The following is a 21759-nucleotide window of genomic DNA, read 5'->3' as shown; positions in this document are numbered from 1 at the left end:
ATCAGTATCGTTTGTTTGGTCTATCTGGTCTATTCGGTCTATCTGGTTTGTCTGGTTTGTTTCGTTTGTTTGGTTGTCGCACCAGATAGACCGGACAGACCGCGCACCAGATAGACCGTTCACAACGTGCCTCCCACCGCGCGTTCGAGGCGGGACAGGGCGACGGACAATTGGTAGCGGGCTTCCGCGTAGTCGAAGAGAATCTGGCGCTGGACCCGCTGCGCGTCCAAGACTTCGAGCAAGCTGGCGGCCCCCTGCTGAAAGCTGAACTTGGCGATGCGCAGCGCCTCCTCGGCCTGTTTCAAGAGCCCCTTCTCCAATACCTCGATCAGCTTCTGAGCCGTCTGCGCTTCCTGATAGAACTGGTTGACCTGACGGAACAGCTCGTTGCGGGTGCGCAGCAGCTCCGCTTCTTCCGTGCGCTTGGCGCCCAACGACGCCGCGATTTCACCCTGTTGCTGGTACCACAGCGGAGTCGGCACCGTAAAGCCCGCGACATACGCTTCGCGGCCGATTTCACGGAAATAGCTGCCGTTCACCGTCAGATTCGGCACGCGGTTCTGCCGCTGGAACTCGATGCTGCGATCGGCCTGTTCCACGAATTTCTGCAGACGGAGCACCGCCGGGTGTTCGGTCGCCGCGCGCGCTACCAACTGCTCGGTGTTGAGGCCGCCCGGATAGATCAGGAAATCGCCGCGGACCTGATAGGTCGATCCCAAGGCGCCGCCGGTCAGGGTGTCGAGGATCACGCGATTGACGCGCACGGTGTTTTCCGCGCGGGTCACGGCTTGGTTGGCCTTCAGGACTTCCACGTCCGCTTTAATGAGGTCGAACTGCGGCGCTTCGCCCAATCGCACGCGGACGCCCACGATCCGGCGGACGTCCTCGACGATGGTCACGTTCTGCTTCGACAGCTCCAGATCGCGGAGGGCGAGGAGCAAGTCGAAAAAGGCGACTTTCACGTCGGTGGTCAGATTGAGCCGCGTCTCGACGAGGCCGAAGGACGATCCGGCCAGCGCCGCCTCGGCCGCGCTCTTGCGCGCCGCCCGTTTGGCCGGCCACTCCAGCGGCTGCCCGATGCTCACGTTGTACTCGGAGAGCTCCAATCGTTGCTGGGCTGCGGCGAGCAGGTCTTGCCGTCCGCCGTCCCGCAGGATGCCGTGGCCGCCGGCTCCGCTGAACGAGGGATTGGGATAGGCGCCGGCGGCGACCCGCTGGCCGACGCGCTGATCCACCACGCCCTCGGCGGAGGCTACGGAGGGGTGTCGGGTGAGGCTCAAGGCGATGATATCCGGCAGGGTATAGGCCGTGTCGGTTTCCGCCAGGACGGGGGGAGCCACGCTGAGGCCTGCTGCCAGCGTCAAGACACACAACCAGGCTGTGATTCGGCTTTTCATCCCGGCATTGTTCCGTGGATTGTACCGCACAAGGAAAAGATACTACTCCCTATCATCGAAGGGCAATCCGTCCACTAGGGAGCCTACCAGGTTCCAGCGGGGAAAACCCTTGCCGGCGGCCGTTTCTCTGCGGACGTTTTGTCTGGCGCGAAGACAGCTTGGACCGGCGCCCGCGCTGTGCCTGCACGGCGAAGAGGCGTTCCAAGGTCCGGTGCATGGCTTTCCGCGCGTGGATCGCTCACCGGGTGGAGGTCTGAATTTTGCGAGATGATTATGAGCGACGGCTCTCGTGGCCCACCGATGTACTACTCATTCGCCCAATAGGAGGACCAGCATGATTCACCACCGCATCATCATGACGGGGCTCTCGATTCTCATCGCCGGCGCAGCCGCCCAGGCGGCCGCGGCTTCGGAGTCCAAGAAGCCGGGCGTGGCGCAAGGCGAGACCTCGCAGCAGCAGAGCCAGCAGGGCCTCGGGGTACCGGGGTCCGGTTCATCGAACGTGATTCTCGGCGGACCGGAGATCATCATCGGCCGCATCGCGTCCGTCGAAGGGGATCAGTTCGTCATTGAAGGCGATCGAGGCCAATCGATTCACTTGCAGGTCACCAAAGACACCAACATAGTTTGCGACGACGCGCAAGGAACCACATTCTCGACCAGTCGTGAAGGCGTAAAGGAGCGGAAAGAGATTCCGCCGACCGCGGCCGGCGAGCAGCGACAGAAGGGGAGCGAGGGACAGCGGCAAGCGTTGAACGATCCCAATCGACAGCAGGCGGAGCATCAGATGGGTCCGCCCACCAAAGATCCCTCGACACTGAAGGACGTGGTCGGCTCCACCGATCCGAAAGCCAATCAGGATGTCGCCCGCGGCTCCGGCTTCATCGTCGGCGGATCGTCCGGCTGCCGATTCAAGGTGGGGGATCACGTCCGAGTCGAAGCCTCCGACATGGGCACCGCCACCACGGTGAAGGCCTTGTCGGGTGAGGAACGGTCGAAGATCGCCGGACGCTCGGACGAACCGCAGCCGTAACCGCCCGGTGCGCGATGGCCGAGAAAGCACGCAAGCCGAAGCGAACGAGAGCCACGTCGACGGCGCGGACCGGATCCCGGAACACGTCTGGGCGTCTGGCCCCCGCGCCTCCGGCGGAGGCACCGCGCGAAACGGATACGGATGAGGAGGCGCAGCCGGCGCCCGCCGCCTCCTCTGAAACTGCTGAGGTCGCGCGCGCGCCGGAGCCGGACCTGCACGTGCGGATACAAGAACGGGCCTATCTGATCTTCGAATCCCGCGGCTATCCGCAAGAACAGGCGTTGGACCACTGGCTGGAAGCCGAGCGCGAAATCAAGGGGTAACGGGGTAACGGAGTAACGGGGTAGTGGGGTAACGGGATAACGGGGTAGGAGTCACACGGTGACGGGCTCCAAGACGGTCGGCGGGGTCGGCTGATCGAGGTCGAGCGCGTGCAGCGAGACGCGGCCCTGCTTCAAGACCAGCTGAATGTCGCAGGCCTTGAGCGTGCCCGGTCGGTGAGTGATCAGGAACGTCGTGCGTCCCCGGGTCAGCTCCTCCAACACCTCGATTAGATCCGCTTCGGTACGGGCGTCGAGCGCGCTGGTCGGCTCGTCGAGAATGACGATGGGCGCGTCGCGGAGGAAGGCGCGGGCCAGCGCGATGCGCTGCCGCTCGCCGCCGGACAGGCGCGCGCCCCGCTCGCCCACGGGCGTGTCGTAGCCCAGCGGCCGCTGCCGAATGAACGCGTGCGCGTGCGCGGCGCGCGCGGCGGCTTCGATCTCGGCTTGCGTCGCCTCCAGATTGCCGTAGCGGATATTCTCGCCGATCGTGGTGGAAAAGAGGATCGGGTCCTGCGGCACGATCGCGAACTGCCGGCGCAGGTCCGTGAGGCGGTAATCGCGGAGATCGACGCCATCCAGCAGGATGGCGCCGTCATCGGGATCCGCGAACCGCGTCAGCAGATTCAGCAACGTGGATTTGCCGGCTCCGCTCGTGCCCATGATGCCGACTTTGGTGCCGGGCGGGACGGCGAACGAGACGCTGCGGAGCACCGGCGCGGAACCCGGGTAGGCGAAGGACACACCCTTGAAGACGACGCCGCCGCGGGCGCGCGCCAAGGGTCGGGCCTCCGGCCGGTCGGCGATCACGGGCGGGATGTCCAGAATCGCCAGCGCGCGACGGAAACCGACGAGGCACGACTGCAACTCGGCCATCTTCTTCGTCGCCATGTCGAGCGGGCCGGCCAGCTGGGCCATGTAGGCCATGAGGAGCAGGAAATCGCCCATGGACAGGCGGCCGGATTTCACGTGCCCGAGACCCACGACGAGGGCGACGGCCGTGCCGCAGGCGACCGCCATGCCGAACAGGAAATCGAAGCCGCTGCCCACGGAGGCGAGGGAGTTGTGCGTCCGTACCCAATTCTCCGCATGGCCGAGGAAGCGCCGGTGCTCGTGCGTTTCCCGGCCGAACGCCTTCACGATGCGGCTGGCGCCGAGGACTTCCTGCGCGCAGGCGATCGTCGCGCTTTCCGTCGACTTCACCTCCGACCACGTGGCGCGCAGGCGCCGGCCGCATTGCCGGGTGAGGACGAACAAGACGGGCAGCATGCCGAGCGCCACGAGGGCGAACTGCCAATCGATGACGAGCATGAGGAGGCCGAGCCCGAGCAACATGCACAGGGCCCGCATGAACGGGATCACCGCGTCGATCGGGATCTGCTTCACCGACGCGGCGTCGTGCTGCAGCCGGTACACGGAATCCATCGGCCCCTGTTGGTCATGATAGGAGGCGCAGATGTGCTGGAGATGCTCGAAGAGCCGCCCGCGAAACGCGAAGATCATCCGCTCGCCGACGTAGGAAGAGATCCGCCACAGGGCCAGCCCCTGCAGTTGCGCCGCGAGGGCCACTCCGATGTAGCCGGCGAGCACCAGGGTCAGGAGCGCCGCGGTGTCCGATTGCAGAAACGCGGGCGCCAGCGCCCGGAGCCAGGCCGGCAGCGGGCGCGATCCGATGATGCTGTCGACGGCGATGGTCAGCGGCAGCGGCGTCAACATGTTGAGCGGGATCGACAGCATGGCGATGAGCCACAGGCCGAAGAGCTTCCACCGGAAGGGCCGGAGGAAGGTCCACAGCTGGCGGAAGAGCTCGGGTACGGAGCGATGGTGTTGCGGCATGGAGTCGGATGATGACGCGTCGGTTATTGCGGACGGCATCCTAATCAGGAGGACGAAGCGGATCAACGGCCGGAAGAAAGGGCCGGGTAAAAATGATGTAAATAATCGGCGAGGATTCTCGTACCGTGCCCGGCAACAGGCTTCCGAAGCCGGCTTGCTGAGACAGGATGTCCGAGCTAGCGGACATTCTGTCTGATGGCGCGGGCGGAGAAATCCGCCCGAAGTGTATTTGCTTGATCACGTGGAGGAGTTCGTCATGCCCGCCTCTGCGTCGGCACGGTCCGCGGCTTGCACAGGTCTCCACAATGCGTGTTGTCAAACTCTCATGCGATAAAAGGAGGTTCTGTGATGCGAAACGGAGAGTATGAGTACTATGAAGAGTCGATGGGGTGGTCGGCGTTCATGGCCGGCGCGTTGATCGGGGCGGGGATCGCGCTGCTGTTCGCGCCGCAAACGGGGTCCGAGCTGCGCGGCATGCTGCGGAATTATGCATCACGGGCCAAGGACGAAGCGGTGGAGCGCGGCCGGGCCGCCTGGGACCAGGCGGTGGAACGGGGCAAAGAGTATTACGAGAAGGGCCAGGAAGTTGTGCAGGAAGCCGGCCGATCCGCGCGTGAATTCGCGCAGAGCGGCAAGGAAACCATGCGGGAAGCGGCCAATACGGGACGGGAAGCGTCGAAGCCCCGCGGCTGATCGTTGCACGAAGGAGGTCGGCATGCCCGCCGCGACGGTGTGGGCGCTGGTCATCTGGCTCGCGGCCCTCGCCGGCTGTCAAGCCACGAGCGAGCAGACGGCCGCGCAGTCCATGCGCGACGCCTCCGTGTCGGCGGCGGTGCAGATGAAATTGACCGGCGATCGCACGTCGAACTTCGCCCGCGTGGATGTGGAGTCGCAGGGCGGCATCGTCCATCTGACCGGCGTGGTCCCCTCGCCGGAAGAGAAGTCCCGCGCCGAGGAATTGGCCCGTCAGGTCGACGGCGTCCAAGCGGTGCACAACAGTCTGCAGGTCCGGCGAGGATCGGCCGACAACCGGCGCGTGGGATCGGCCGGCAACCGGCACGTGGAATGACGGACCGTTCCGCCTCACAGCTGTGGGAGGCCGTGATCGTCGGCGGCGGGCTGGCCGGATTGTCGGCCGCCGTCTATCTCGGACGCAGCCGGCGCCGCACGCTCGTCCTCGATCACGGCCACTCCATGGCGACGTGGGAGGAGATGGTCGAAAACTATCTCGGATTTCCGGACGGCGTCAGCGGGACCGAGCTGCTTGAGCGCAGCCGCCGGCATGCCCGGCAATTCGGCGCCGTTCTCGTCCATGACGAAGTGCTGACGATCGCGCGCGACGATGACGATCATAGCGCCTTCACGCTGCAGGGCCGCGCGCAGACGTACAGGGGTCGGCGGGTGCTGCTCGCGACCGGGCTGACGCACGAGCTGCCCGACATCGCCGGCTCCCGGGACTGCCTCGGGAAGAGCGTGTTCTTCTGCAAAGACTGCGACGGCTTTCGGGTGCAGGGCCGGCGCATCGTCATCGTCGGCTCGCGCGACGAGGCCGCGCAGTACGCGTTGGCCATGCTGGCCTTTTCCCCCTCGGTGTTGATCGCCACGCACGGGGAGCCGCCCGCTTGGAGTCGGCTCTGGCGGGATCGGCTCGCGGAATACGGCGTGCCCGTGCGGCACGAGCGCGTGGCGGCGCTCCGGCATGACGGCGGCGCCGTGCGGAGCCTCCGTTTCGAAGGCGGCGAAGAGCGCCCGATCGACGCCCTGTTCGCCACCCGAGGCGATCGGTTTCACACGAGGCTGGCCCAGGGCTTGGGCGCGAGGGAAGACGCGGAAGGGCAATTGGCGGTGGATGCGGAGATGCGGACGTCGGTCGGCGGACTGTACGCCGCCGGATGCGTGACCCCGGCCAATTGCCAGATGATCATCGCCGCCGGACAGGGCGCGACCGCGGGGCAAGCCATCAACCGGGACCTCTTCGAGGAGAATCTGGCCCACCATGCGCTGCGGGTCTGCGAGCCGGCCGGGTGACGTCGGGAAAGGACCGAGCGAGAACGGGCTGAAAGCCGAGTTCCGGGTTGTAGCTTCGCTCGGCACTCGGCGCTCGTTCCTCGACTCTTCCCCCTGAGCTGCGTATGGTGCAAGAGAACGGACGGATGCGGCTTGCGGCGATCGGCGATCTGCATTGCCCGCGCACCTCCAGCGACGAGCTGCACGCGCTGTTCAAGGATCTGGATCAGGAGGCCGACGTCTTGTTGCTGTGCGGCGATCTGACGGATTACGGCAAAGCGGATGAGGCGCGGCAGCTCGCCCAACATCTCGCGGATCTGCGCCGGATGCCGGTGGTGGCGGTGCTCGGCAATCACGAATATGAGTCGGGCCAGCATGCCGAGGTGGCCGACATCCTGGCGGGCAGCGGGGTCATCGTGCTCGACGGCACGGCGGTCGAGTTGAACGGGATCGGCTTTGCCGGCGTGAAAGGCTTCTGCGGCGGCTTCGGCGAACGGGCGTTGCAGCCCTGGGGGGAAATGATCCTGAAGCAGTTCGCGCGCGAGTCGATGGAGGAAGCGCTCAAGCTGGAGTACGCGCTCGCGAAGCTGCGGACCGCGTCCCGCGTGGTGCTGACGCATTATTCCCCGATCCTCGACACGGTGCGGGGCGAGCCGCAGGAAATCATTCCGTTCCTCGGGTCCAGCCGTCTCGAAGAGCCGGTGAATCGCTATGGGGTGACGATGGTGTGCCACGGCCATGCGCATCACGGGGCGCTGGAAGGCCGGACCAGAGGCGGCGTGCCCGTGTACAACGTGGCATTGCCGCTGCTGCGGCAGTCGTGCCCCGGCCGGCGGCCCATCCGGCTGCTCGACCTGCCCGCCCCGGTGGGGAGGTAAGGAGGAGGCACAAGGAGGAGGGAAGTGGAATCGGTCGGCGCCGCTCAGGATTCCGCGCATCCCGTGTACCGCGACGCGCTGACGGTCTTGCGCGAGGCCGGTGTGCCGGCCCTCATCGGCGGCGCCTTCGCCTTCGAGAGCTACACCGGCATCGTCCGGCAGACCAAAGACCTCGATCTGTTCGTGCGCCCGCGCGACAGCGAACGGCTGCTCCGGACCTTGGCGCAGGCGGGCTACCGGACGGAGCTGCGGTTTCCACATTGGTTGGGGAAGGCGTGGAAAGAGGACGCCAGCATCGACGTCATCTTCAGCTCGGGCAACGGCCTCTGCACGGTGGATGACGGCTGGTTCACCCATGCGCCGCCGGCGGTGGTGCTGGGCCTCGACGTGGCGCTCACGCCCGCCGAGGAAACGATTTGGTCGAAGGCCTTCGTCATGGAACGGAACCGGTACGACGGCGGGGATATCGCGCATCTGCTGCGCGCCCGCGCGCGATGGCTGGACTGGCCCCGGCTGCTGTCCCGGTTCAATCGGCATTGGCGGGTGTTGTTCAGCCACGTGGTCTTGTTCGGATTCATCTATCCGGATCAGCGGCTGCGGGTGCCGGATTGGTTCATGCGGGAAATGCTGCGGCGGATGGAGCAGGACATGCTGAGCCTGCCCGCCGACCGGCGGGTCTGCCAGGGCACGCTGTTGTCCTGGTCGCAGTATCTCGTGCACATCGAGCGCGGCGAGTACGAAGACGCGCGGCTCGCGCCGCGCGGCAGCCTGAATCCGGACGACACGGCCCATGTCACCGCCGTGCTCGGGCGGGAACAGGCGGAGGGGGACCCGCAGAAAAACGGCGCGGGCGACGGACGGGATGCGCGGGAGGCGGAGCCGCACTATGACCCAGGGGAAGCCCATGCCGCCTGATCGGTCGGGGGCGTCGTCGATCTGGGTGATGCCGTGGAACGCCGAGGGCCTGAGCAACGACTCGGTGCGGCGTTCGGTGGAGTTGGCCTCGATGGCGTTCGGCCACGCGACGGAGGGGCGCGATCCGCAGCGGCTGCGGGCCGACCTCCGCGACGACCGCTCGCCCCACATGCGGCGCCGGCGGGCGATCACCGTGCTGTCGCTCGTCGGGATGGCGAGCATGGCGATCGTGTCGCTGTTTCAAATGGGGGTGATCCGCCATCTGCCCGATCCGCCGAGCCGCCGGTTCCATTCCGACAAGGTGAACGCCTCCTCCACCGCGTACCACTACGGGGTGCCGGACGGTCCGTTGTCCCTGGCGGCCCATGCGCTGAACGCCGTGCTGGCCGGCCTCGGCGGCGCGGGGCGCGCGCGGCGGGCGCCGTGGATTCCGCTGCTGGCCGCCGGCAAAGCGGCGGCGGGCGCCGGGGTGGCGGCCAAATATCTTTTTCACCAGATGCCGGTGGTCGAACAGGCGTGGTGCGGATACTGCATCGTGGATGCGCTGGCGCACCTCGGCGCCTGCGCGCTCGCGCTGCCGGAAGCGATCGAGGCCGCGCGGGAACACCGGTGGTCCGAACCGACAGGGGGCCGATCATGACGATACAGACTTCGTGGCTCAGTCTCATCGGGCGGATTCTGCTGGCCGCCATCTTTCTCCTCTCGGGGATCAACAAGATCGCCGATCCGCAGGGCACCCAGCAATACATGGCGTCGATGGGGATGACCTGGCTCACCGGGCTCTTCTACGTCGGCGCGATCCTCGTCGAGGTCGGGGGCGGGCTCTCGTTGCTGCTGGGCTACCGGGCCCGAATCGGCGCGTGGCTCCTGATCGCCTTCATGATCCCGACCACGCTCATCTTCCATGCGAACTTGGGCGACCAGAATCAGATGATCCATTTCCTCAAGAACCTGTCGATGATCGGCGGGCTGCTGTACGTCGCGGTGTACGGGGCGGGCGGCTTGAGCATGGACGCAGGTCTGGAGCGGACCGAACGGGCGCCGGTCTCCGATCGGCCGGCGATGAAGAAGGTGATCAATCGATGAAGCGCGCCGCCGGGCCCGTCCCCGGACGGCAAGGGAGAAGATGCAGCCTTCGCTCATCATCGGCCGCATCGCGGGCATCCACATCGGGCTGCACTACAGCTGGATTCTGATCGCGGTGCTCCTGGCCGGCTCGTTCGTCGGCTATTTCTACGAGAGCAATCCCAATTGGCAGCCGCGCGTGATCTGGTCCGCGGCGATCGTCATCACGCTGCTGTTCTTCGGCTCGATCGTGCTGCATGAGCTGGCGCACGCGCTGGTCGCCAAGGCGGTCGGCATCCCGGTGCGGACGATCACCCTGTTTGCGCTCGGCGGCGTCGCGAACATCGAGCGCGACGCCGCGACCCCGAAGGCGGAATTCTGGATGGGCGTGGCCGGTCCCGTCATGAGCGGCGCGATCGGCTGGGCCGCGGCCGCGCTGGCGTCGTCGTGGGGGCGGCAGGCCGTGCCGGCCTTGATGAGCCCGCCGGTGGCGGTGCTGGTCTCGTTGAGCTCGCTCAATTTCATGCTGGCGATCTTCAACCTGATTCCGGGATTTCCGCTCGACGGCGGCCGCGTGCTGCGGGCGGCCGTCTGGTGGGTCACCGGCAACAGCGACCGCGCGACCCGCCTGTCGGCCCGCGTGGGCCAAGGAGTGGCCTTGGCGTTGTTCGCGTTCGGCGTCTGGCAATTCCTGGCGGTGGACGGAATCGGCGGCGTTTGGCTGGCGCTGCTCGGCTGGTTTCTCCTGGACGCGGCCACGGCGAGCCACGCGCAGGTCGAGGTCGTGGCCGGGCTCCGGGGCCTGCGGGTCGGCGACGTCATGTCGAGCGAATGCGCGCGCGTGCCGGCCGACACCTCGGCGCAGCGGTTTGCCGACGACTACGTCCTGCGCACAGGCGAGCGCTGCTACGTGGTGGAAGAGGAGGGCACGGCGACCGGCTTGATCACGCCCTCGGATCTCAAGCAGGTGGACCGCGCCCGCTGGCCGGACACGCCCGTGCGCCTGCTCAAGCGGCCCTTGCATCAACTGCGGGCAGTGTCGCCCGACACGCCGGTCGTCGACGCGCTGGAGACCATGGGGAAAGAGGACGTCAATCAGCTGCCGGTCATGTCGGACGGCCGGATCGAAGGCGTGTTGTCGCGGCGTCATATTCTGCACTTGCTCCAGACCCGGTTGGAATTGAGCATGTGAAAACTCGGCCCTCGCATCTTTCTGATTCGGCGCTGCTCTACGTCAGTGCCGAGCGACGAGTGGAGCGCGGAAGATGGAACTGGCAACTCGGCCCTCGGCCCTTTCTGACTCGGCACTGCTCTGCGGCTATCCGCCCATCCAGGACTACGCGCTCATCGGCGACTGCCGGACGGCGGCGCTGGTGTCCCGCCACGGCTCGATCGACTGGCTGTGCCTGCCGAAGTTCGACAGCCCCTCCTGTTTCAATCGTCTGCTCGATTGGGAACGGGGCGGGTACTGTTCGCTGACACCCGCCGGGCCCTTTACCACTCAACGATGGTACCAGGGGGAATCGCCGATTCTCGTCACCGAGTTCCATGCGGAACGCGGGCGGGTCCGTCTCACGGATCTCATGCCGGTGGTGTCCGAAGAAGACCGCGCGGCGCGCCTGTGGCCGGCTCGTCACGTGCTGAGACGCGTCGAGTGCCTCGACGGGGTCGTGGATCTCGATGTGACGCTGAAGCTCAGACCGGACGATGGGCGGGTGACGCCCCGCTTCGAAGCGCGGCGGCACGTCGGCTATTGCGCGGACCTCGGCAGCCGGGTGTTCCTGGTCGCGACCGAGATGCCGTTGTTCCTCCAGAACGGCGCCCTCGCCGGGCGGCTCCGGCTCTCGAAGGGTGAGCGGCTGGTATTGTGGCTGGCCTATGCCGAAGAGGCGCCGTCCGTCTACCCCTGTCCGGCGCTGGCCGACGTGGCGATCGACGACACGCTGCGCTATTGGACGGGATGGGCGCGGCAATGCCGCTATGCCGGGCCGCAGCGCGAGCGGGTCGTGCGCAGCGCGATGACGTTGAAGCTCCTGAGCTACGCGCCCTCCGGCGCGATCGTCGCCGCGCCGACCACGTCGCTGCCGGAGCGCGTCGGCGGCGGGCTCAATTGGGATTATCGCTATTGCTGGCTCCGCGACGCCTCGATGAGCGCGCGGGTCTTCTTCCGGCTGGGCTTTCATGCGGAGGCGGCGGCCTTCATGCAGTGGCTCACCCATGCGACTACGTTGACCTATCCGCGGCTGCAAGTGATGTACGACGTGCACGGGGAGACGTCGCTGCCGGAATCCACGGTCGACCGCCTGGACGGCTATCGCCGCTCGCGTCCCGTGCGGACAGGCAACGCCGCCTCGTCCCAGTTCCAACTCGACGTGTACGGCGAACTACTGGACGGCGTCGCGGCCTACGTCGACGCCGGCCACCGGCTCGATCGCGGCACGCAACGGTGGATTGTCCGGATGGCCGACCTCGTGGCCGAACAATGGACGCAGCCCGACCACGGCATCTGGGAAGTGCGGGGCGAGCGGCGGCATTACGTCCATTCGAAAGTCTGGTGTTGGATCGCGCTGGATCGCGCCGAACAGCTCGTCCGGCGGATGGGAATCCGGGCCTCGACGGGCGCTTGGGCGCAGGCTCGCGAGGCGATCAGCCGCGTCGTGCTGAAGACGGGCTATTCCACGACGAGGCGGAGTTTCGTCCAGGTGTTGGGGGGCTCCCGCTTGGATGCCGCCGCGCTGACGTTTTCGCCCGGCGGATTCATCGACGGCAAGGATCCGAGAATGACGTCGACCATCGCGGCCGTCCAGCGGATCTTGGCCAAGGGCCCGCTGGTGTACCGCTATATCATGGGAAAAGACGCGGGGCCGCAGGAAGGCGCCTTTCTCCCGTGCAGTTTTTGGATGGCCGAGGCGCTGGCGACGGCGGGCCGGCGCGACGACGCGTTGGCGCTGATCGACCAGGCGGAAGAGACGGCCAACGACGTGGGCCTCTATGCGGAGGAGCGGCGGCCTGACGACGGCGCCGCGATGGGCAATTACCCGCTGGCGCTCACGCATGTCGCGCATCTCAGCGCCCGTCTGCGGTTAGCAGGATGCTGAAAAGCCACCCATTCCACCCGCCCACCCCGGCGCGCCGAGACGCGCCTTTCACCAGGCTGCGTTCTCGGGCTCGTAGCGGGCTTTTCGAGCATCCCTGTCGGTTCATCCGAGATGCGACAACGCCAATCTCGAACCCGCAACCTCGAACCTCGAACCTTTCTTAGAGCCGATAGAACCCGCCGAGGACGGCGCCGTAGGCGATGTGCGCGATGAGCACCCTGGGGAGCGCGCTGCCGGCCGTTCTCTTCTCTTGTCTCCGCTTCTGGGACCGGCTATTCTCTCGCGCTATGGCGATCGATGTGCACCGTATCGAAGTGATTGACGATGTTATGGCCGATGTGCTGAGGCGCAAAACGCCGGCGGAGCGCTTGGCCATCGGCTTCGGCTTATGGCGATCCGCACGGGTCATCCTGCGCGGCCAACTGGAGGCTCGGCATCCGGACTGGGATTCTGAGCGGTTGGATCGGGAAGTGGCCCGGAGGCTGTCGCATGGAGCTGTATGAACTGTTGGAACAGGTCGTCGGCGTCTTCGATCGGCTCGCGATTCCCTACTTCGTGACGGGATCGGTTGCGTCGATGAGCTATGGCGAGCCGAGATTGACCAACGACATCGATCTGGTGGCGGGGGTGCGGCTCGAGCACGTCGCAGGATTATTGGCCGCGTTTCCACCCGATGCCTATTATGTGAGTGAAGACGCCATCCGAGATGCGATCCGTCACCAGACGCAGTTCAACGTCATTCACCCCCAGTCCGGACTGAAAGTCGACGTGATGGTCCGCAAGGACACGCCGTTCGATCGCAGCCGATTTGCGCGCGCCCGTTCACTCCGTCCGACCGACTCCTATACCGCGTTCTTCGCCTCGCCCGAAGACGTCATCATCAAGAAGATGGAATACTATCGGGAAGGAGGATCGGACAAACATCTCCGCGATATCACCGGTATGCTGAAGATCAGCGGATACGAGATCGATTCAGTCTACATCTCGGAGTGGGCCGAGCGGTTAGGGCTGCAAGACATCTGGACCGCGATCCAGCAACGCCTGAAACAGGCCCCATGAGAGTGTCGTCGTGCTGCGCCGCGCTCCTCACCACTCATTCAGACCTCATAGAACCCGCCGAGGACGGCGCCGTAGGCGATGTGCGCGATGAGCACCGCGAGGGGCGTGCGGTAGCCGTAGTTCAGCGCGAGAAAGCCGGGCGGTTCCAACAGGCGCGTGGGTTCGGGTCCGGTGCAGTCCGACGCCATGCGCGGGTGGACGCCGGGCAGCAACGGGAGGACGGCGACGAGGATGAAGGCGGTATGGGCGGCGCCCATCAGCGCGCCCAGCCACCAGGTGGTCCAGCCGAAGCCGTGGAAGAAGGCCGCATAGATCAGGGCGATCCACCAGCCGTTGAAAAAGTGGATGGCGAATCCGATGACCTTGGCGTGGTCCCGGTTGGGCGTGACCATCGTGCCCAACAAGAGCGTCGTGTCCATCCGCGTGAGATGGAGCGCGTGGCCGGCGCGCAGCAGCGTCGTGAGCAGACCGGTCGCGAGCAGGCCCCAGAGTAAGACTTCAGACACGTGCATGGCCGTCCATAAAGAGAGCCTTGAGTAAGAAAGCGTTGAGCATTGAGGAAAGGCCCTGCCCTCAACGCTCTCCCGCTCAAAGCTTCCGAGCGCCTTCACAGCATTGTTTCGCTGAGCGACCCGCCCCGCGGCGCGACTTCTTCACGGTCTTCGCGTTGAATCACCTGCTCGAACAGTTCGGCCTGTTCCTGGCACTTGATGCAGCGGCGGGCGAACGGCATGGCCCGAAGCCGCGCCGGCGCGATCGGCTGGTCGCAGTCCTCGCACATGCCGTAGGTGCCTTCGTCGAGACGCCGCAGCGCTTCGTCGAGCTGGTTGCGCTGCCGGGTGCGGGCTTCGAGCAGGGCGATCTGCTGCGCGCCGGTGCTGTCGCGCATCGACATGTCTTCGGTGTCGAGGACCGAATTCTCGCGGAAGTGGCTGTGGATGTCGCGATGCTGCGCCAGCAACTGATCGATTTGCTTCTGGAGCTGGTGCCGGCGTTCGAGCAGCAGATGACGGAGTGTGTCGGGCCGTGTGTCCTTCACGATATCGTCGGGCATAAGGCTCCTCGCGTGCGGTTGAAGGTGGTGGATAATGGTGGAGGTTCGTTTTGCAAATGCAAGGCCAGTCGGGCCGGCGCCGCGAATCGGCCCGCCGGCCCTTCAGAGGCCGGTGTCGTGCGAGGGCGGCATGGTGGACCGTCCCCACCGCGGGAAGACTTGTCTTTTCGGCGGACAACTCGTCAACGTCAGCCGGCCTGCGGGAGGACGAGCCGCTGCGACGGGTGCAGGCGGTCGCGCAGCCAGGCGCCGACTTCACGATGGACCGTGAGCGCGGCCTCGTCGAGCCGGTGCCGGGCGCCCTCCAGCAACAGCAATCGCTTCGGCGGATGCGCCAGGGCTGCGAGGTATTCGGAGTTCGAGACGTGCACGACTTCGTCGGCCGTGCCGTGCAGCAGGAAGAGCGAGCAATGGATCGGCAGTCGGCTGACGAGCTCGGCGCCTTGGCTTTGCGCCGCCAGCGCGACGACGGTCTCCGGCACGGTGGAGTACACCGCCGCCCGGATCGCCACGGCGCCCGCGAATGCGTGACCGACGAGCGCCAGGCGCGTGATGCCGCGGTCGCGAAGAAACGCGATGCCGGCCAATGTATCGGCCACGCAGGCGTCGAGGTCGGTCGGATGGCGGACATTGATCCGCAATGAGCCGATGCCTTCGCGGCGCAGGGCGTCGCAGAGATGCGGATAGAGATCGCCCGCCGGATCGTCCCAAAATCCGCCGATGCCGCCCACCCACACGATGCCGCACTCGGCACCGGGCGCGTCGTAGTGCCGGACCTCCACGCCGCCGGGGCCCGCGGAAATCGTCAATTCATGGAACGGTCGAGCAGATTCAATGGGTGCCATGCCAGGGAGCGGGCGCGGCGGTTTACACGGTGGACGGGCGGAGCAGCGTACGATAGCCGACCAGCAGAATGACGGCCCCCAGCACCGCCATGACGAATCCGACCGGATCGCCCTCCTGGTACCAGCCGAGGCTGCGCCCGATGAAGCCGCCCACAAGTCCGCCGACGATGCCGATCAGAATCGTGACGATGACGCCGCCCGGATCGCGTCCGGGGACGAGGAGCTTCGCGGCCAAGCCGACGAAGAGTCCGAAGATGATCCATCCAATCATCGTATAAGAAGGGGATAGGGGGGTAACGGGGTAAAAGGGGTAAGGGTTCGGTTACCCCGTTATCCCATACCCCGTTACCCCGAGTTGTAGGTGGAGGCAGAGGAGATTCCTCTCCTCTGCCTCGGTTGTCTTCCAACTCCGGATTCCCGCGAGGATGGCCACAGAAAACGAGAGTGGGCGACTCTCATCTCACTCTATGACGGAAGGCCGGACGGGGGCACGTCCGGGTTCCTATCCTGGCGCGGGTCCTGTCGCGCTGGGAGACAACGTTCCTCCTCAGGAGCAGTTCGAGGTTCGAAGTGAGAGGCCAGATCTTCAACCCCGAATTGTGAACTTCGAACCTCGAACGTGAGAACCTCGAGCTTGGGTTACGCCGCGCGCGGCGATGAGAGCTCCTCCCGCCGCCGCTGCATCCTGGCGCCGAGCGCGCGGATGTCGAGTTCCGCGCTCGCCATCGGCAAGAGGACATCCTCTTCTTCCGCCACGTGCGCGAGCACGGCCTCTTCCAATTCCGACAAGACATCGCGAAAGTCGGCGCCTTTGGGATCGAGCGTGCGCAGCTGCTCGATGAGCTCCTTCATCGCTTGATGTTCTTCGTAGGCCACGGTGATCAGGGCCTCGTCCGTCTCCTCTTCTTCTTCCGCCTCCATGCCGTTCAGCGATGCGTCTCCAAAGCCGGCGTCCTCGTCCGTGTCCACGACATCGAGGCCGTCGCCGCCTTCCACGTCGTAGTCCGCGCCGGCCAGCGTGCTGCGCAGCGCCGGGTAAAACAATTCCTCTTCCAGTTTCGTATGGATCTCCAACTCCGCGAACAGCTGTTTGGCCAGACGCCCTTGCTCGCTCCCGGGCGCGCTCCGCCACTGCTCGAACATGTCCTGCACCTGTTTGTGGTCGGCTTTCAACATCTGCACGGCATCGACCGGTTTCGGGGCATGCTTCGCCGATGACGATCGCTTCGGCGGCTGTCTGCCCATGACCTTCCTCCCTGAAGCGGCGGCGGTTCGACCGATCTCGCGACGGCGCACGTTGTTGTTGAAGGAAGAATTTTGCAAAACGCGGACCGATACGGCGGAAGAGAGGGAATGGTTCAATTATCAATGTTCAATGGTCGATGATCGGCGTCCCGGGTGCCGCGCGGGTCTCGGGCGCCGGACAGGATGTCTTGCCGCGGACAGTTCATCCAGTCGGCCACGGAGGGCCGACAGGCTACGGGCGTGCAGGCCGCTGGTCCCGCCTGGTCAGCCTGCACCTCGTCACCGGTCCAGACACTGCAAAAGGCACTTCGTTTGCATCCTTTCCCCGGAACGACCGAGACGCGAGGCGACGGGAGCCGGCGGATGGCGAACGGCGGGCATCGGGAGTCGGGAGGAAACCGTGTATCGACCGGGCCGGCGAAGCCGGGCGCGGCCGTGGCCGGCTGGCCGGCCGAGGCCGCTCGCCGAGCCTCGATCTTCCGGCCCGGGCACAATTGCTGGCGCGTCGAACGAGCCGAGCGGGCCGCGTTCCTCGTCGACGGCGACGCCTATTTCCGCGCCTTCCGCGAGGCGGCGAAGCAAGCCCGCGAGGTGATCGTCATCGTGGGGTGGGACTTCGACAGCCGCGTCCGGCTGCTGGTCGACCGCGAACCGGACGGGTGGCCCGAGCGACTCGGCGAGTTCCTCCACAGCCTGCTGATCCGGCGGCGCACGCTGCGCATCTACGTGCTCACCTGGGATTTCCATATGATCTATTGGAAGGAGCGCGAGTGGTGGCTGCCGGCCAAGCTGGCGGCGCACCGGCGGCTGCATTTCCTGAAAGACGCCGCGCATCCGCTCGGCGCCTCGCACCATCAGAAAGCCGTGGTGATCGACGGCGGCCTGGCCTTCGTCGGCGGCTTGGATTTCGCGCAATGCCGCTGGGACTCGCCCGCGCACCGCCCGCGCCACCCCGACCGGCGGCTGTTCGCCGACGGCGCGCCGTGCCGGCCTTTTCATGACGTGCAGATGATGGTCGATGGGGCGGCGGCCTCCGCCGTCGGCGAACTGGTGCGGGCCCGCTGGCTCCGCGCGACGGGCCGGGCGATCGCGCCGCCCGTACCCCGGCCCGTCGAGGACCCCTGGCCCCGGTTCGTCCAACCCGATCTCCGCGGCGCGCCGGTCGCGATCGCGCGGACCATGCCCGACTACGACGGCCAACCGGGTGTGCAGGAAATCGAAGCGCTGTATGCCGAGTCGCTCGCCGCCGCGCGGCGCCAGGTGTACATCGAAACGCAATATCTCACCTCGCAGACAGTGGCCGACGCTCTTGCGGACCGCCTGCAAGATCCGAACGGGCCGGAGATCGTGATGATTCTCCACCCGAACAGCGACGGCTGGTTGGAGCAGCACACGATGGACGTGCTCCGCGGCCGCGTGTTGAAACGGCTGCGCGCGCTCGACCGTTTTCACCGCCTGCGGCTCTACTACCCCCGGATTCCCGACCTCGCGGGACAGTGCATCAGCATGCACAGCAAGGTCTGCATCGTCGACGACGAGCTCGCGCGGGTGGGATCGGCGAACCTGAGCAACCGCTCGATGGGGTTCGATACGGAATGCGACTTGGCCGTCGAGGCGGGCGGTGATCCCGAGCTGCGGCGGGGCATCGCCGGGTTCCGCTCCCGGCTCCTTGCCGAGCACCTGGGGGTGAGCCCGGAGGCGGTGGACGCCTGCTGCGCGCGGGCCGACTCGCTGATCGGCGCGATCGAGCGATTGCGGAGCGGCGGCCGGTCGCTGGAGATCTTCGACGGGCGCGTGTCGGCCGACGTGGACGACGTGGTGCCCGATGCCGAGCTGATCGATCCGAGCCGCCCCTACGACGCCCAGCTCATTCCGACGGAGCACCGCCCGCCGGCGCGCCGGCAGCTGGTCATGGGCAGCCTCGGCCTGCTGGCGCTGGTGCTGCTGGCCGCGTTCTGGCAGTGGACGCCGGTCCGCGAGCAGATCGACGCGGCGCAACTGGCGGACCAGCTGCACGGGTGGGCCCGAGGGCCCGCGGCCCCGTTCGTCACCCTCGCGGCGTTTCTCGTCGGCGGTGTCCTCGTCGTGCCCGTCCTCTTGCTGATCGCCGTGACGATTCTCGCCTTCGGACCCTGGTGGGGCTTCCTGTATGCTTTGCTCGGCATGACGGCGAGCGCGCTGCTCACGTTCGGCCTCGGGCGCGTGGTCGGCCGGGGTCTCGTGGACCGCCTCGCGGGCGTCCGGTTGGAGCGGATCAACCGCCTGCTGAAGTCGAAAGGGCTCCTGGCCGTGATCACGCTCCGCGTCATTCCGGTGGCCCCCTTTTCGATCATCAACGCCGTGGCGGGCGCATCGCACATCACCACGAAGGATTTTCTCGTCGGCACCGTGATCGGAGAGCTTCCCGGGCTGCTGAGCCTCGCGCTGTTCGTCGATCAGATCAATGAGACCATCCGGCATCCGGGTGCCGGCAGCATCGCCATGCTGGCCGTGCTCGCCGGGATCATCCTGCTGGGCGCGGCGGGCCTGCGCCGGTGGCTCCAGGCGGAGCCGGCGCGCGACGAGGCGGAGGCGGCCGGCCGCCGGCGGAGCTGATCGTGCGGCTCGTGCTGGCGACGTACAACATCCATCGCTGCGTCGGCTGGGACGGGCGGTACGATCCCGGCCGCATCCGGGACGTGATTCACGAGCTCGACGCCGACATCGTCGCTCTGCAGGAGGTGGACTCGCCGGATCGCCACGGATTGGAGCTGGCGCAGTGGCTCGGCGCGGAATCGAAGCTCAAGGTCGTGGCGGGTCCGACGCTCCTCGAGCGCCGCGGCCATCACGGCAATGCGGTGCTGACGCGCTGCGCCTACGGGGACATCCGTCTCGTCGACCTGAGTCTGCCCGGGTACGAGCCGCGGGGGGCGATCGACATGGACGTGACCTGCGACGGCACGCTGGTCCAGCTGATCGCCACGCATCTGGGGCTGTTTCCGTGGGAGCGTCGGCTGCAAGTGCGGCGGTTGCTGAAACGCGTGGGGCCGAATTGCGTACTGATGGGCGATCTCAACGAATGGATGCTCTGGGGAGGGCCGCTGCGGTGGATCAAGGCGATGTTCGGCCATACGCCCGCCCTGCGGACTTTTCCGTCCTTTCGGCCCCTGCTGCCGCTGGACCGCATTTGGGTCCGCCCGCGGGCGATGCGCCTGCGGATGTCCGTCCACCGCACGCGACTCTCCGCCCGCGCATCCGATCACTTGCCGCTCAAGGCGGTGATCGAGTGGGCGTCTCCCCCTCACCCTCCCCTCTCCCCTGCGGGGAGAGGGTAAGGGAGAGGGACGCGCCGCCGGATGCCGGAAGCGACAAGAGGTCCGGCAGCGCCGTGTCCATGACTTTCACGGCGCGTCCGTAGTCGTCCAGCTGCAGGGTGATTCGCGCGCCGACCGTCACGTTCTCGAACAGATACGCGTTCGGCACGTCGAAGAACACCGGTTTGCCGAGGTCGGTGATGAGCAGTCCGCGCAGGCGGCTCAGGTCGAGCTGCGTGACGGTGCCGGACAGCACGATCGGCTCATCCGGCGCGGCGGCCGGCGCCGCGTGCGTCGGGAGGCTGCACCAGACCGCCAGCGCGAGGATCGCCGTTCCGAGGATCTGCATCATGATCGGACCTCCGGTCGTGAAAAGGTGACGCCGAGGGGGACCCGATCGCGGCCGAGCCGTTGCGCACGAACTCCAGGCGGAAGTGCCGGAACGGCTTCGACAGGAGTGTACGCACCACGAGCGGCATGATAAACGCGGCGGAGAAGGCGGTGACGATGAGCAGCGGCAGCAGCAGCGCCCAGACCGACGGCCCGGTGCGCGTCAGCTCGGGCAGCAGCGCGAAGATGGCGAGGTTGGCGACGAAGAGGAGCAACAGAAAACTGCCGACGCCTCGCCAGAGGATGCTCCAGCCGATGCTCACCGCTTCCCAATAGTCAGGCCTCTCACCGTGCATGGGATCATTCCGGGGGTCGATGTCCGAAATCGCTTTGAGCGGGAAAGCATTGAGCGTTGAGGTGCGGATTCTCGGCGGTGGTCTCAACGCTTTCTCACTCAACGCTTTCTTGCCGGCTCGATTATGCGGCGCGGCGCGGACGGCTGGGCTGGGAAATGTCCTCCAGCACCTCGCCGGTCATCCGGCCGCTCTCGTCGTGGACGGCCAGGTCGCCGAGCGAGACGATGCCGACGAGAGACCGCTCGCGGCTCAGCACGGGCAATCGGCGGATTTGATGGTCGGCCAGCAGCTGCGCCGCGCGGCTGATATCGTCGTCCTCGAAGCAGTACACGATGTTCGGTGTCATGGCTTCGCCGACGCGCACGGCTTTGGGATCGCGGCGTTCCGCGAGCACGCGGACCACGAGGTCCCGGTCCGTCAGAATGCCGACCAACCCCTCCTCATCGCACACCGGGAGCACGCCGATATCCAAGGCCTTCATCGTCACCGCCGCGTCTTCCGCCGTGGCGTCGGGGGATACCACCTCCGCTTGCGGCGTCATGACATCTTTCACATGTGGCATGGGCGCTCCTTTGTTTCGACTCGCGTTCTCACAACTTGCAAACTATGCACCCGGACGATCCGGACCGGCGGCCTCACCCGGCACGCAGGCGGGCGCAAATTCAGCATGATGCCGTCGTCCTGTGCGTGACATCTGCACGGCGGTCGGACATCGCCCGGCAATCTGTCCGAGCCGGGACAGCCTGTCCCTCCGAGCCCCTCATTTCTTGAAGATCATGCGGGGCGTCGCCATCTCCGCCATCTCGACGACGATCAGCTCCCATCCCGCGGCTCCGTGCTCGTTCAAGACCTGTTGCATGGCGAAGGTGTCCGCGGGCACCTCGATGACTCGATAGAGATAACGTTTGGGCTCTTGGGCCTGGGCCGGCGGCCGGCGGTCGGAGACCCACGAAAATACGGCGAGCAGACCGACGAGGAGCAGGCCGGACCACAGCGCGAGACCTTTGACGAGCGGCATGGAGACCTCC

General features: G+C 66.5%; 26 protein-coding genes. 15 read left to right on the top strand and 11 right to left on the bottom strand.

Translation table 11 applies throughout. The features are described from left to right. Window positions 1-119 precede the first annotated feature (119 nt). The gene (locus tag NITMOv2_RS12095) at window positions 120-1340 is read right to left on the bottom strand and encodes a TolC family protein (protein ID WP_187299191.1); all 1221 of its coding nucleotides are present in this window, start codon (window positions 1338-1340) and stop codon (window positions 120-122) included. Between the two features lie 391 nt (window positions 1341-1731). Here NITMOv2_RS12095 and NITMOv2_RS12090 point away from each other — a divergent pair, with 391 nt between their 5' ends. After that, window positions 1732-2430 (top strand): hypothetical protein, encoded by a 699-nt coding sequence (locus NITMOv2_RS12090; protein ID WP_053380110.1) that lies wholly within the window; start codon window positions 1732-1734, stop codon window positions 2428-2430. Window positions 2431-2444: 14 nt separating this feature from the next. Then, window positions 2445-2753 carry a DUF2934 domain-containing protein gene (locus NITMOv2_RS12085; RefSeq protein WP_053380109.1) on the top strand — a complete coding sequence of 103 codons (309 nt, stop codon included), beginning with the start codon at window positions 2445-2447 and terminating at the stop codon, window positions 2751-2753. Window positions 2754-2804: 51 nt separating this feature from the next. Here NITMOv2_RS12085 and NITMOv2_RS12080 read toward each other — a convergent pair whose 3' ends face one another. Beyond that, window positions 2805-4586 carry an ABC transporter ATP-binding protein gene (locus NITMOv2_RS12080; protein WP_053380108.1) on the bottom strand — a complete coding sequence of 594 codons (1782 nt, stop codon included), beginning with the start codon at window positions 4584-4586 and terminating at the stop codon, window positions 2805-2807. Window positions 4587-4934: 348 nt separating this feature from the next. Here NITMOv2_RS12080 and NITMOv2_RS12075 point away from each other — a divergent pair, with 348 nt between their 5' ends. The 11 genes from NITMOv2_RS12075 (at window position 4935) to NITMOv2_RS12025 (ending at window position 13608) form a co-directional block, all read left to right on the top strand. Further along, window positions 4935-5279: a YtxH domain-containing protein gene (locus NITMOv2_RS12075; protein WP_053380107.1), complete on the top strand. Its 345-nt coding sequence runs from the start codon at window positions 4935-4937 to the stop codon at window positions 5277-5279. Between the two features lie 22 nt (window positions 5280-5301). Next, a complete protein-coding gene (locus NITMOv2_RS12070; RefSeq protein ID WP_053380106.1) occupies window positions 5302-5655 on the top strand; it encodes a BON domain-containing protein in 354 nt (117 codons plus the stop codon). Next, window positions 5652-6614 carry an NAD(P)/FAD-dependent oxidoreductase gene (locus NITMOv2_RS12065; protein ID WP_053380105.1) on the top strand — a complete coding sequence of 321 codons (963 nt, stop codon included), beginning with the start codon at window positions 5652-5654 and terminating at the stop codon, window positions 6612-6614. The genes NITMOv2_RS12070 and NITMOv2_RS12065 overlap by 4 nt, the downstream gene beginning before the upstream one ends. Before the next feature lie 104 nt (window positions 6615-6718). Further along, the gene (locus tag NITMOv2_RS12060) at window positions 6719-7471 is read left to right on the top strand and encodes a metallophosphoesterase family protein (protein ID WP_053380104.1); all 753 of its coding nucleotides are present in this window, start codon (window positions 6719-6721) and stop codon (window positions 7469-7471) included. Between the two features lie 24 nt (window positions 7472-7495). Continuing rightward, window positions 7496-8386, top strand: a complete 891-nt coding sequence (locus tag NITMOv2_RS12055; RefSeq protein ID WP_145976305.1) for a nucleotidyltransferase domain-containing protein — start codon at window positions 7496-7498, stop codon at window positions 8384-8386. Next, window positions 8376-9026, top strand: coding sequence for a vitamin K epoxide reductase family protein (locus tag NITMOv2_RS12050; protein WP_202967212.1), 651 nt, complete (start codon window positions 8376-8378; stop codon window positions 9024-9026). The genes NITMOv2_RS12055 and NITMOv2_RS12050 overlap by 11 nt, the downstream gene beginning before the upstream one ends. Beyond that, complete coding sequence (locus NITMOv2_RS12045; protein ID WP_053380103.1) at window positions 9023-9472, top strand: DoxX family protein; 450 nt, start codon at window positions 9023-9025, stop codon at window positions 9470-9472. The genes NITMOv2_RS12050 and NITMOv2_RS12045 overlap by 4 nt, the downstream gene beginning before the upstream one ends. Window positions 9473-9512: 40 nt before the next feature. Then, window positions 9513-10643 (top strand): site-2 protease family protein, encoded by a 1131-nt coding sequence (locus NITMOv2_RS12040; RefSeq protein WP_053380102.1) that lies wholly within the window; start codon window positions 9513-9515, stop codon window positions 10641-10643. A gap of 73 nt (window positions 10644-10716) precedes the next feature. Next, a complete protein-coding gene (locus tag NITMOv2_RS12035) occupies window positions 10717-12549 on the top strand; it encodes a glycoside hydrolase family 15 protein (RefSeq protein ID WP_053380101.1) in 1833 nt (610 codons plus the stop codon). Between the two features lie 209 nt (window positions 12550-12758). Beyond that, the gene (locus NITMOv2_RS12030; RefSeq protein ID WP_202967211.1) at window positions 12759-13052 is read left to right on the top strand and encodes a hypothetical protein; all 294 of its coding nucleotides are present in this window, start codon (window positions 12759-12761) and stop codon (window positions 13050-13052) included. Further along, on the top strand, window positions 13039-13608 hold the full coding sequence (locus NITMOv2_RS12025) for a hypothetical protein (RefSeq protein WP_053380099.1): 570 nt from the start codon (window positions 13039-13041) through the stop codon (window positions 13606-13608). The genes NITMOv2_RS12030 and NITMOv2_RS12025 overlap by 14 nt, the downstream gene beginning before the upstream one ends. Window positions 13609-13646: 38 nt before the next feature. Here the strand turns inward: NITMOv2_RS12025 and NITMOv2_RS12020 are convergent, their stop codons facing one another. The 5 genes from NITMOv2_RS12020 to NITMOv2_RS12000 form a co-directional block, all read right to left on the bottom strand. Next, the gene (locus tag NITMOv2_RS12020; protein ID WP_053380098.1) at window positions 13647-14120 is read right to left on the bottom strand and encodes a hypothetical protein; all 474 of its coding nucleotides are present in this window, start codon (window positions 14118-14120) and stop codon (window positions 13647-13649) included. 95 nt (window positions 14121-14215) lie between these two features. Next, a complete protein-coding gene (locus NITMOv2_RS24245) occupies window positions 14216-14662 on the bottom strand; it encodes a TraR/DksA family transcriptional regulator (RefSeq protein WP_053380097.1) in 447 nt (148 codons plus the stop codon). Between the two features lie 188 nt (window positions 14663-14850). Further along, window positions 14851-15507, bottom strand: coding sequence for an alpha/beta hydrolase (locus tag NITMOv2_RS12010; RefSeq protein WP_145976304.1), 657 nt, complete (start codon window positions 15505-15507; stop codon window positions 14851-14853). Between the two features lie 22 nt (window positions 15508-15529). Further along, window positions 15530-15778 carry a GlsB/YeaQ/YmgE family stress response membrane protein gene (locus tag NITMOv2_RS12005; protein ID WP_053380095.1) on the bottom strand — a complete coding sequence of 83 codons (249 nt, stop codon included), beginning with the start codon at window positions 15776-15778 and terminating at the stop codon, window positions 15530-15532. Window positions 15779-16146: 368 nt separating this feature from the next. After that, window positions 16147-16752 carry a hemerythrin domain-containing protein gene (locus NITMOv2_RS12000; RefSeq protein ID WP_053380094.1) on the bottom strand — a complete coding sequence of 202 codons (606 nt, stop codon included), beginning with the start codon at window positions 16750-16752 and terminating at the stop codon, window positions 16147-16149. Window positions 16753-17115: 363 nt separating this feature from the next. On the opposite strand from NITMOv2_RS12000, the gene NITMOv2_RS11995 reads away from it, so the two are divergent. Both NITMOv2_RS11995 and NITMOv2_RS11990 read left to right on the top strand, forming a co-directional pair. Continuing rightward, window positions 17116-19347 carry a VTT domain-containing protein gene (locus NITMOv2_RS11995; protein WP_083447967.1) on the top strand — a complete coding sequence of 744 codons (2232 nt, stop codon included), beginning with the start codon at window positions 17116-17118 and terminating at the stop codon, window positions 19345-19347. After that, a complete protein-coding gene (locus NITMOv2_RS11990; protein WP_238590346.1) occupies window positions 19287-20066 on the top strand; it encodes an endonuclease/exonuclease/phosphatase family protein in 780 nt (259 codons plus the stop codon). Before NITMOv2_RS11995 ends, NITMOv2_RS11990 begins: the two co-directional genes overlap by 61 nt. Here NITMOv2_RS11990 and NITMOv2_RS11985 read toward each other — a convergent pair. The 4 genes from NITMOv2_RS11985 to NITMOv2_RS11970 form a co-directional block, all read right to left on the bottom strand. Next, window positions 20002-20397: a hypothetical protein gene (locus tag NITMOv2_RS11985; RefSeq protein ID WP_145976303.1), complete on the bottom strand. Its 396-nt coding sequence runs from the start codon at window positions 20395-20397 to the stop codon at window positions 20002-20004. The genes NITMOv2_RS11990 and NITMOv2_RS11985 overlap by 65 nt on opposite strands. Then, on the bottom strand, window positions 20309-20731 hold the full coding sequence (locus NITMOv2_RS11980; protein WP_053380092.1) for a hypothetical protein: 423 nt from the start codon (window positions 20729-20731) through the stop codon (window positions 20309-20311). The genes NITMOv2_RS11985 and NITMOv2_RS11980 overlap by 89 nt, the downstream gene beginning before the upstream one ends. 121 nt (window positions 20732-20852) lie before the next feature. Continuing rightward, a complete protein-coding gene (locus NITMOv2_RS11975; protein WP_053380091.1) occupies window positions 20853-21293 on the bottom strand; it encodes a CBS domain-containing protein in 441 nt (146 codons plus the stop codon). Window positions 21294-21491: 198 nt separating this feature from the next. Beyond that, window positions 21492-21749, bottom strand: coding sequence for a DUF4177 domain-containing protein (locus tag NITMOv2_RS11970; RefSeq protein WP_053380090.1), 258 nt, complete (start codon window positions 21747-21749; stop codon window positions 21492-21494). Between the last annotated feature and the right edge of the window lie 10 nt (window positions 21750-21759).

This window comes from Nitrospira moscoviensis (genome assembly GCF_001273775.1).
Classification (GTDB): Bacteria; Nitrospirota; Nitrospiria; order Nitrospirales; family Nitrospiraceae; genus Nitrospira_D; species Nitrospira_D moscoviensis.
The sequence above is the reverse complement of the archived record's forward strand: the minus strand, read 5'-3'. Positions and strand labels throughout refer to the sequence as shown.

What these genes read in the sequence shown, in the direction of transcription:
- NITMOv2_RS12090 (WP_053380110.1), top strand. Translation starts at nt 1,732, where the DNA reads ATGATTCACCACCGCATCATCATGACGGGGCTCTCGATTCTCATCGCC.
- NITMOv2_RS12085 (WP_053380109.1), top strand. Translation starts at nt 2,445, where the DNA reads ATGGCCGAGAAAGCACGCAAGCCGAAGCGAACGAGAGCCACGTCGACG.
- NITMOv2_RS12080 (WP_053380108.1), bottom strand. Translation starts at nt 4,586, where the DNA reads ATGCCGCAACACCATCGCTCCGTACCCGAGCTCTTCCGCCAGCTGTGG.
- NITMOv2_RS12075 (WP_053380107.1), top strand. Translation starts at nt 4,935, where the DNA reads ATGCGAAACGGAGAGTATGAGTACTATGAAGAGTCGATGGGGTGGTCG.
- NITMOv2_RS12070 (WP_053380106.1), top strand. Translation starts at nt 5,302, where the DNA reads ATGCCCGCCGCGACGGTGTGGGCGCTGGTCATCTGGCTCGCGGCCCTC.
- NITMOv2_RS12065 (WP_053380105.1), top strand. Translation starts at nt 5,652, where the DNA reads ATGACGGACCGTTCCGCCTCACAGCTGTGGGAGGCCGTGATCGTCGGC.
- NITMOv2_RS12060 (WP_053380104.1), top strand. Translation starts at nt 6,719, where the DNA reads ATGGTGCAAGAGAACGGACGGATGCGGCTTGCGGCGATCGGCGATCTG.
- NITMOv2_RS12050 (WP_202967212.1), top strand. Translation starts at nt 8,376, where the DNA reads ATGCCGCCTGATCGGTCGGGGGCGTCGTCGATCTGGGTGATGCCGTGG.
- NITMOv2_RS12045 (WP_053380103.1), top strand. Translation starts at nt 9,023, where the DNA reads ATGACGATACAGACTTCGTGGCTCAGTCTCATCGGGCGGATTCTGCTG.
- NITMOv2_RS12040 (WP_053380102.1), top strand. Translation starts at nt 9,513, where the DNA reads ATGCAGCCTTCGCTCATCATCGGCCGCATCGCGGGCATCCACATCGGG.
- NITMOv2_RS12035 (WP_053380101.1), top strand. Translation starts at nt 10,717, where the DNA reads ATGGAACTGGCAACTCGGCCCTCGGCCCTTTCTGACTCGGCACTGCTC.
- NITMOv2_RS12030 (WP_202967211.1), top strand. Translation starts at nt 12,759, where the DNA reads ATGAGCACCCTGGGGAGCGCGCTGCCGGCCGTTCTCTTCTCTTGTCTC.
- NITMOv2_RS12025 (WP_053380099.1), top strand. Translation starts at nt 13,039, where the DNA reads ATGGAGCTGTATGAACTGTTGGAACAGGTCGTCGGCGTCTTCGATCGG.
- NITMOv2_RS12020 (WP_053380098.1), bottom strand. Translation starts at nt 14,120, where the DNA reads ATGCACGTGTCTGAAGTCTTACTCTGGGGCCTGCTCGCGACCGGTCTG.
- NITMOv2_RS24245 (WP_053380097.1), bottom strand. Translation starts at nt 14,662, where the DNA reads ATGCCCGACGATATCGTGAAGGACACACGGCCCGACACACTCCGTCAT.
- NITMOv2_RS12010 (WP_145976304.1), bottom strand. Translation starts at nt 15,507, where the DNA reads ATGGCACCCATTGAATCTGCTCGACCGTTCCATGAATTGACGATTTCC.
- NITMOv2_RS12005 (WP_053380095.1), bottom strand. Translation starts at nt 15,778, where the DNA reads ATGATTGGATGGATCATCTTCGGACTCTTCGTCGGCTTGGCCGCGAAG.
- NITMOv2_RS12000 (WP_053380094.1), bottom strand. Translation starts at nt 16,752, where the DNA reads ATGGGCAGACAGCCGCCGAAGCGATCGTCATCGGCGAAGCATGCCCCG.
- NITMOv2_RS11995 (WP_083447967.1), top strand. Translation starts at nt 17,116, where the DNA reads ATGGCGAACGGCGGGCATCGGGAGTCGGGAGGAAACCGTGTATCGACC.
- NITMOv2_RS11985 (WP_145976303.1), bottom strand. Translation starts at nt 20,397, where the DNA reads ATGATGCAGATCCTCGGAACGGCGATCCTCGCGCTGGCGGTCTGGTGC.
- NITMOv2_RS11980 (WP_053380092.1), bottom strand. Translation starts at nt 20,731, where the DNA reads ATGCACGGTGAGAGGCCTGACTATTGGGAAGCGGTGAGCATCGGCTGG.
- NITMOv2_RS11975 (WP_053380091.1), bottom strand. Translation starts at nt 21,293, where the DNA reads ATGCCACATGTGAAAGATGTCATGACGCCGCAAGCGGAGGTGGTATCC.
- NITMOv2_RS11970 (WP_053380090.1), bottom strand. Translation starts at nt 21,749, where the DNA reads ATGCCGCTCGTCAAAGGTCTCGCGCTGTGGTCCGGCCTGCTCCTCGTC.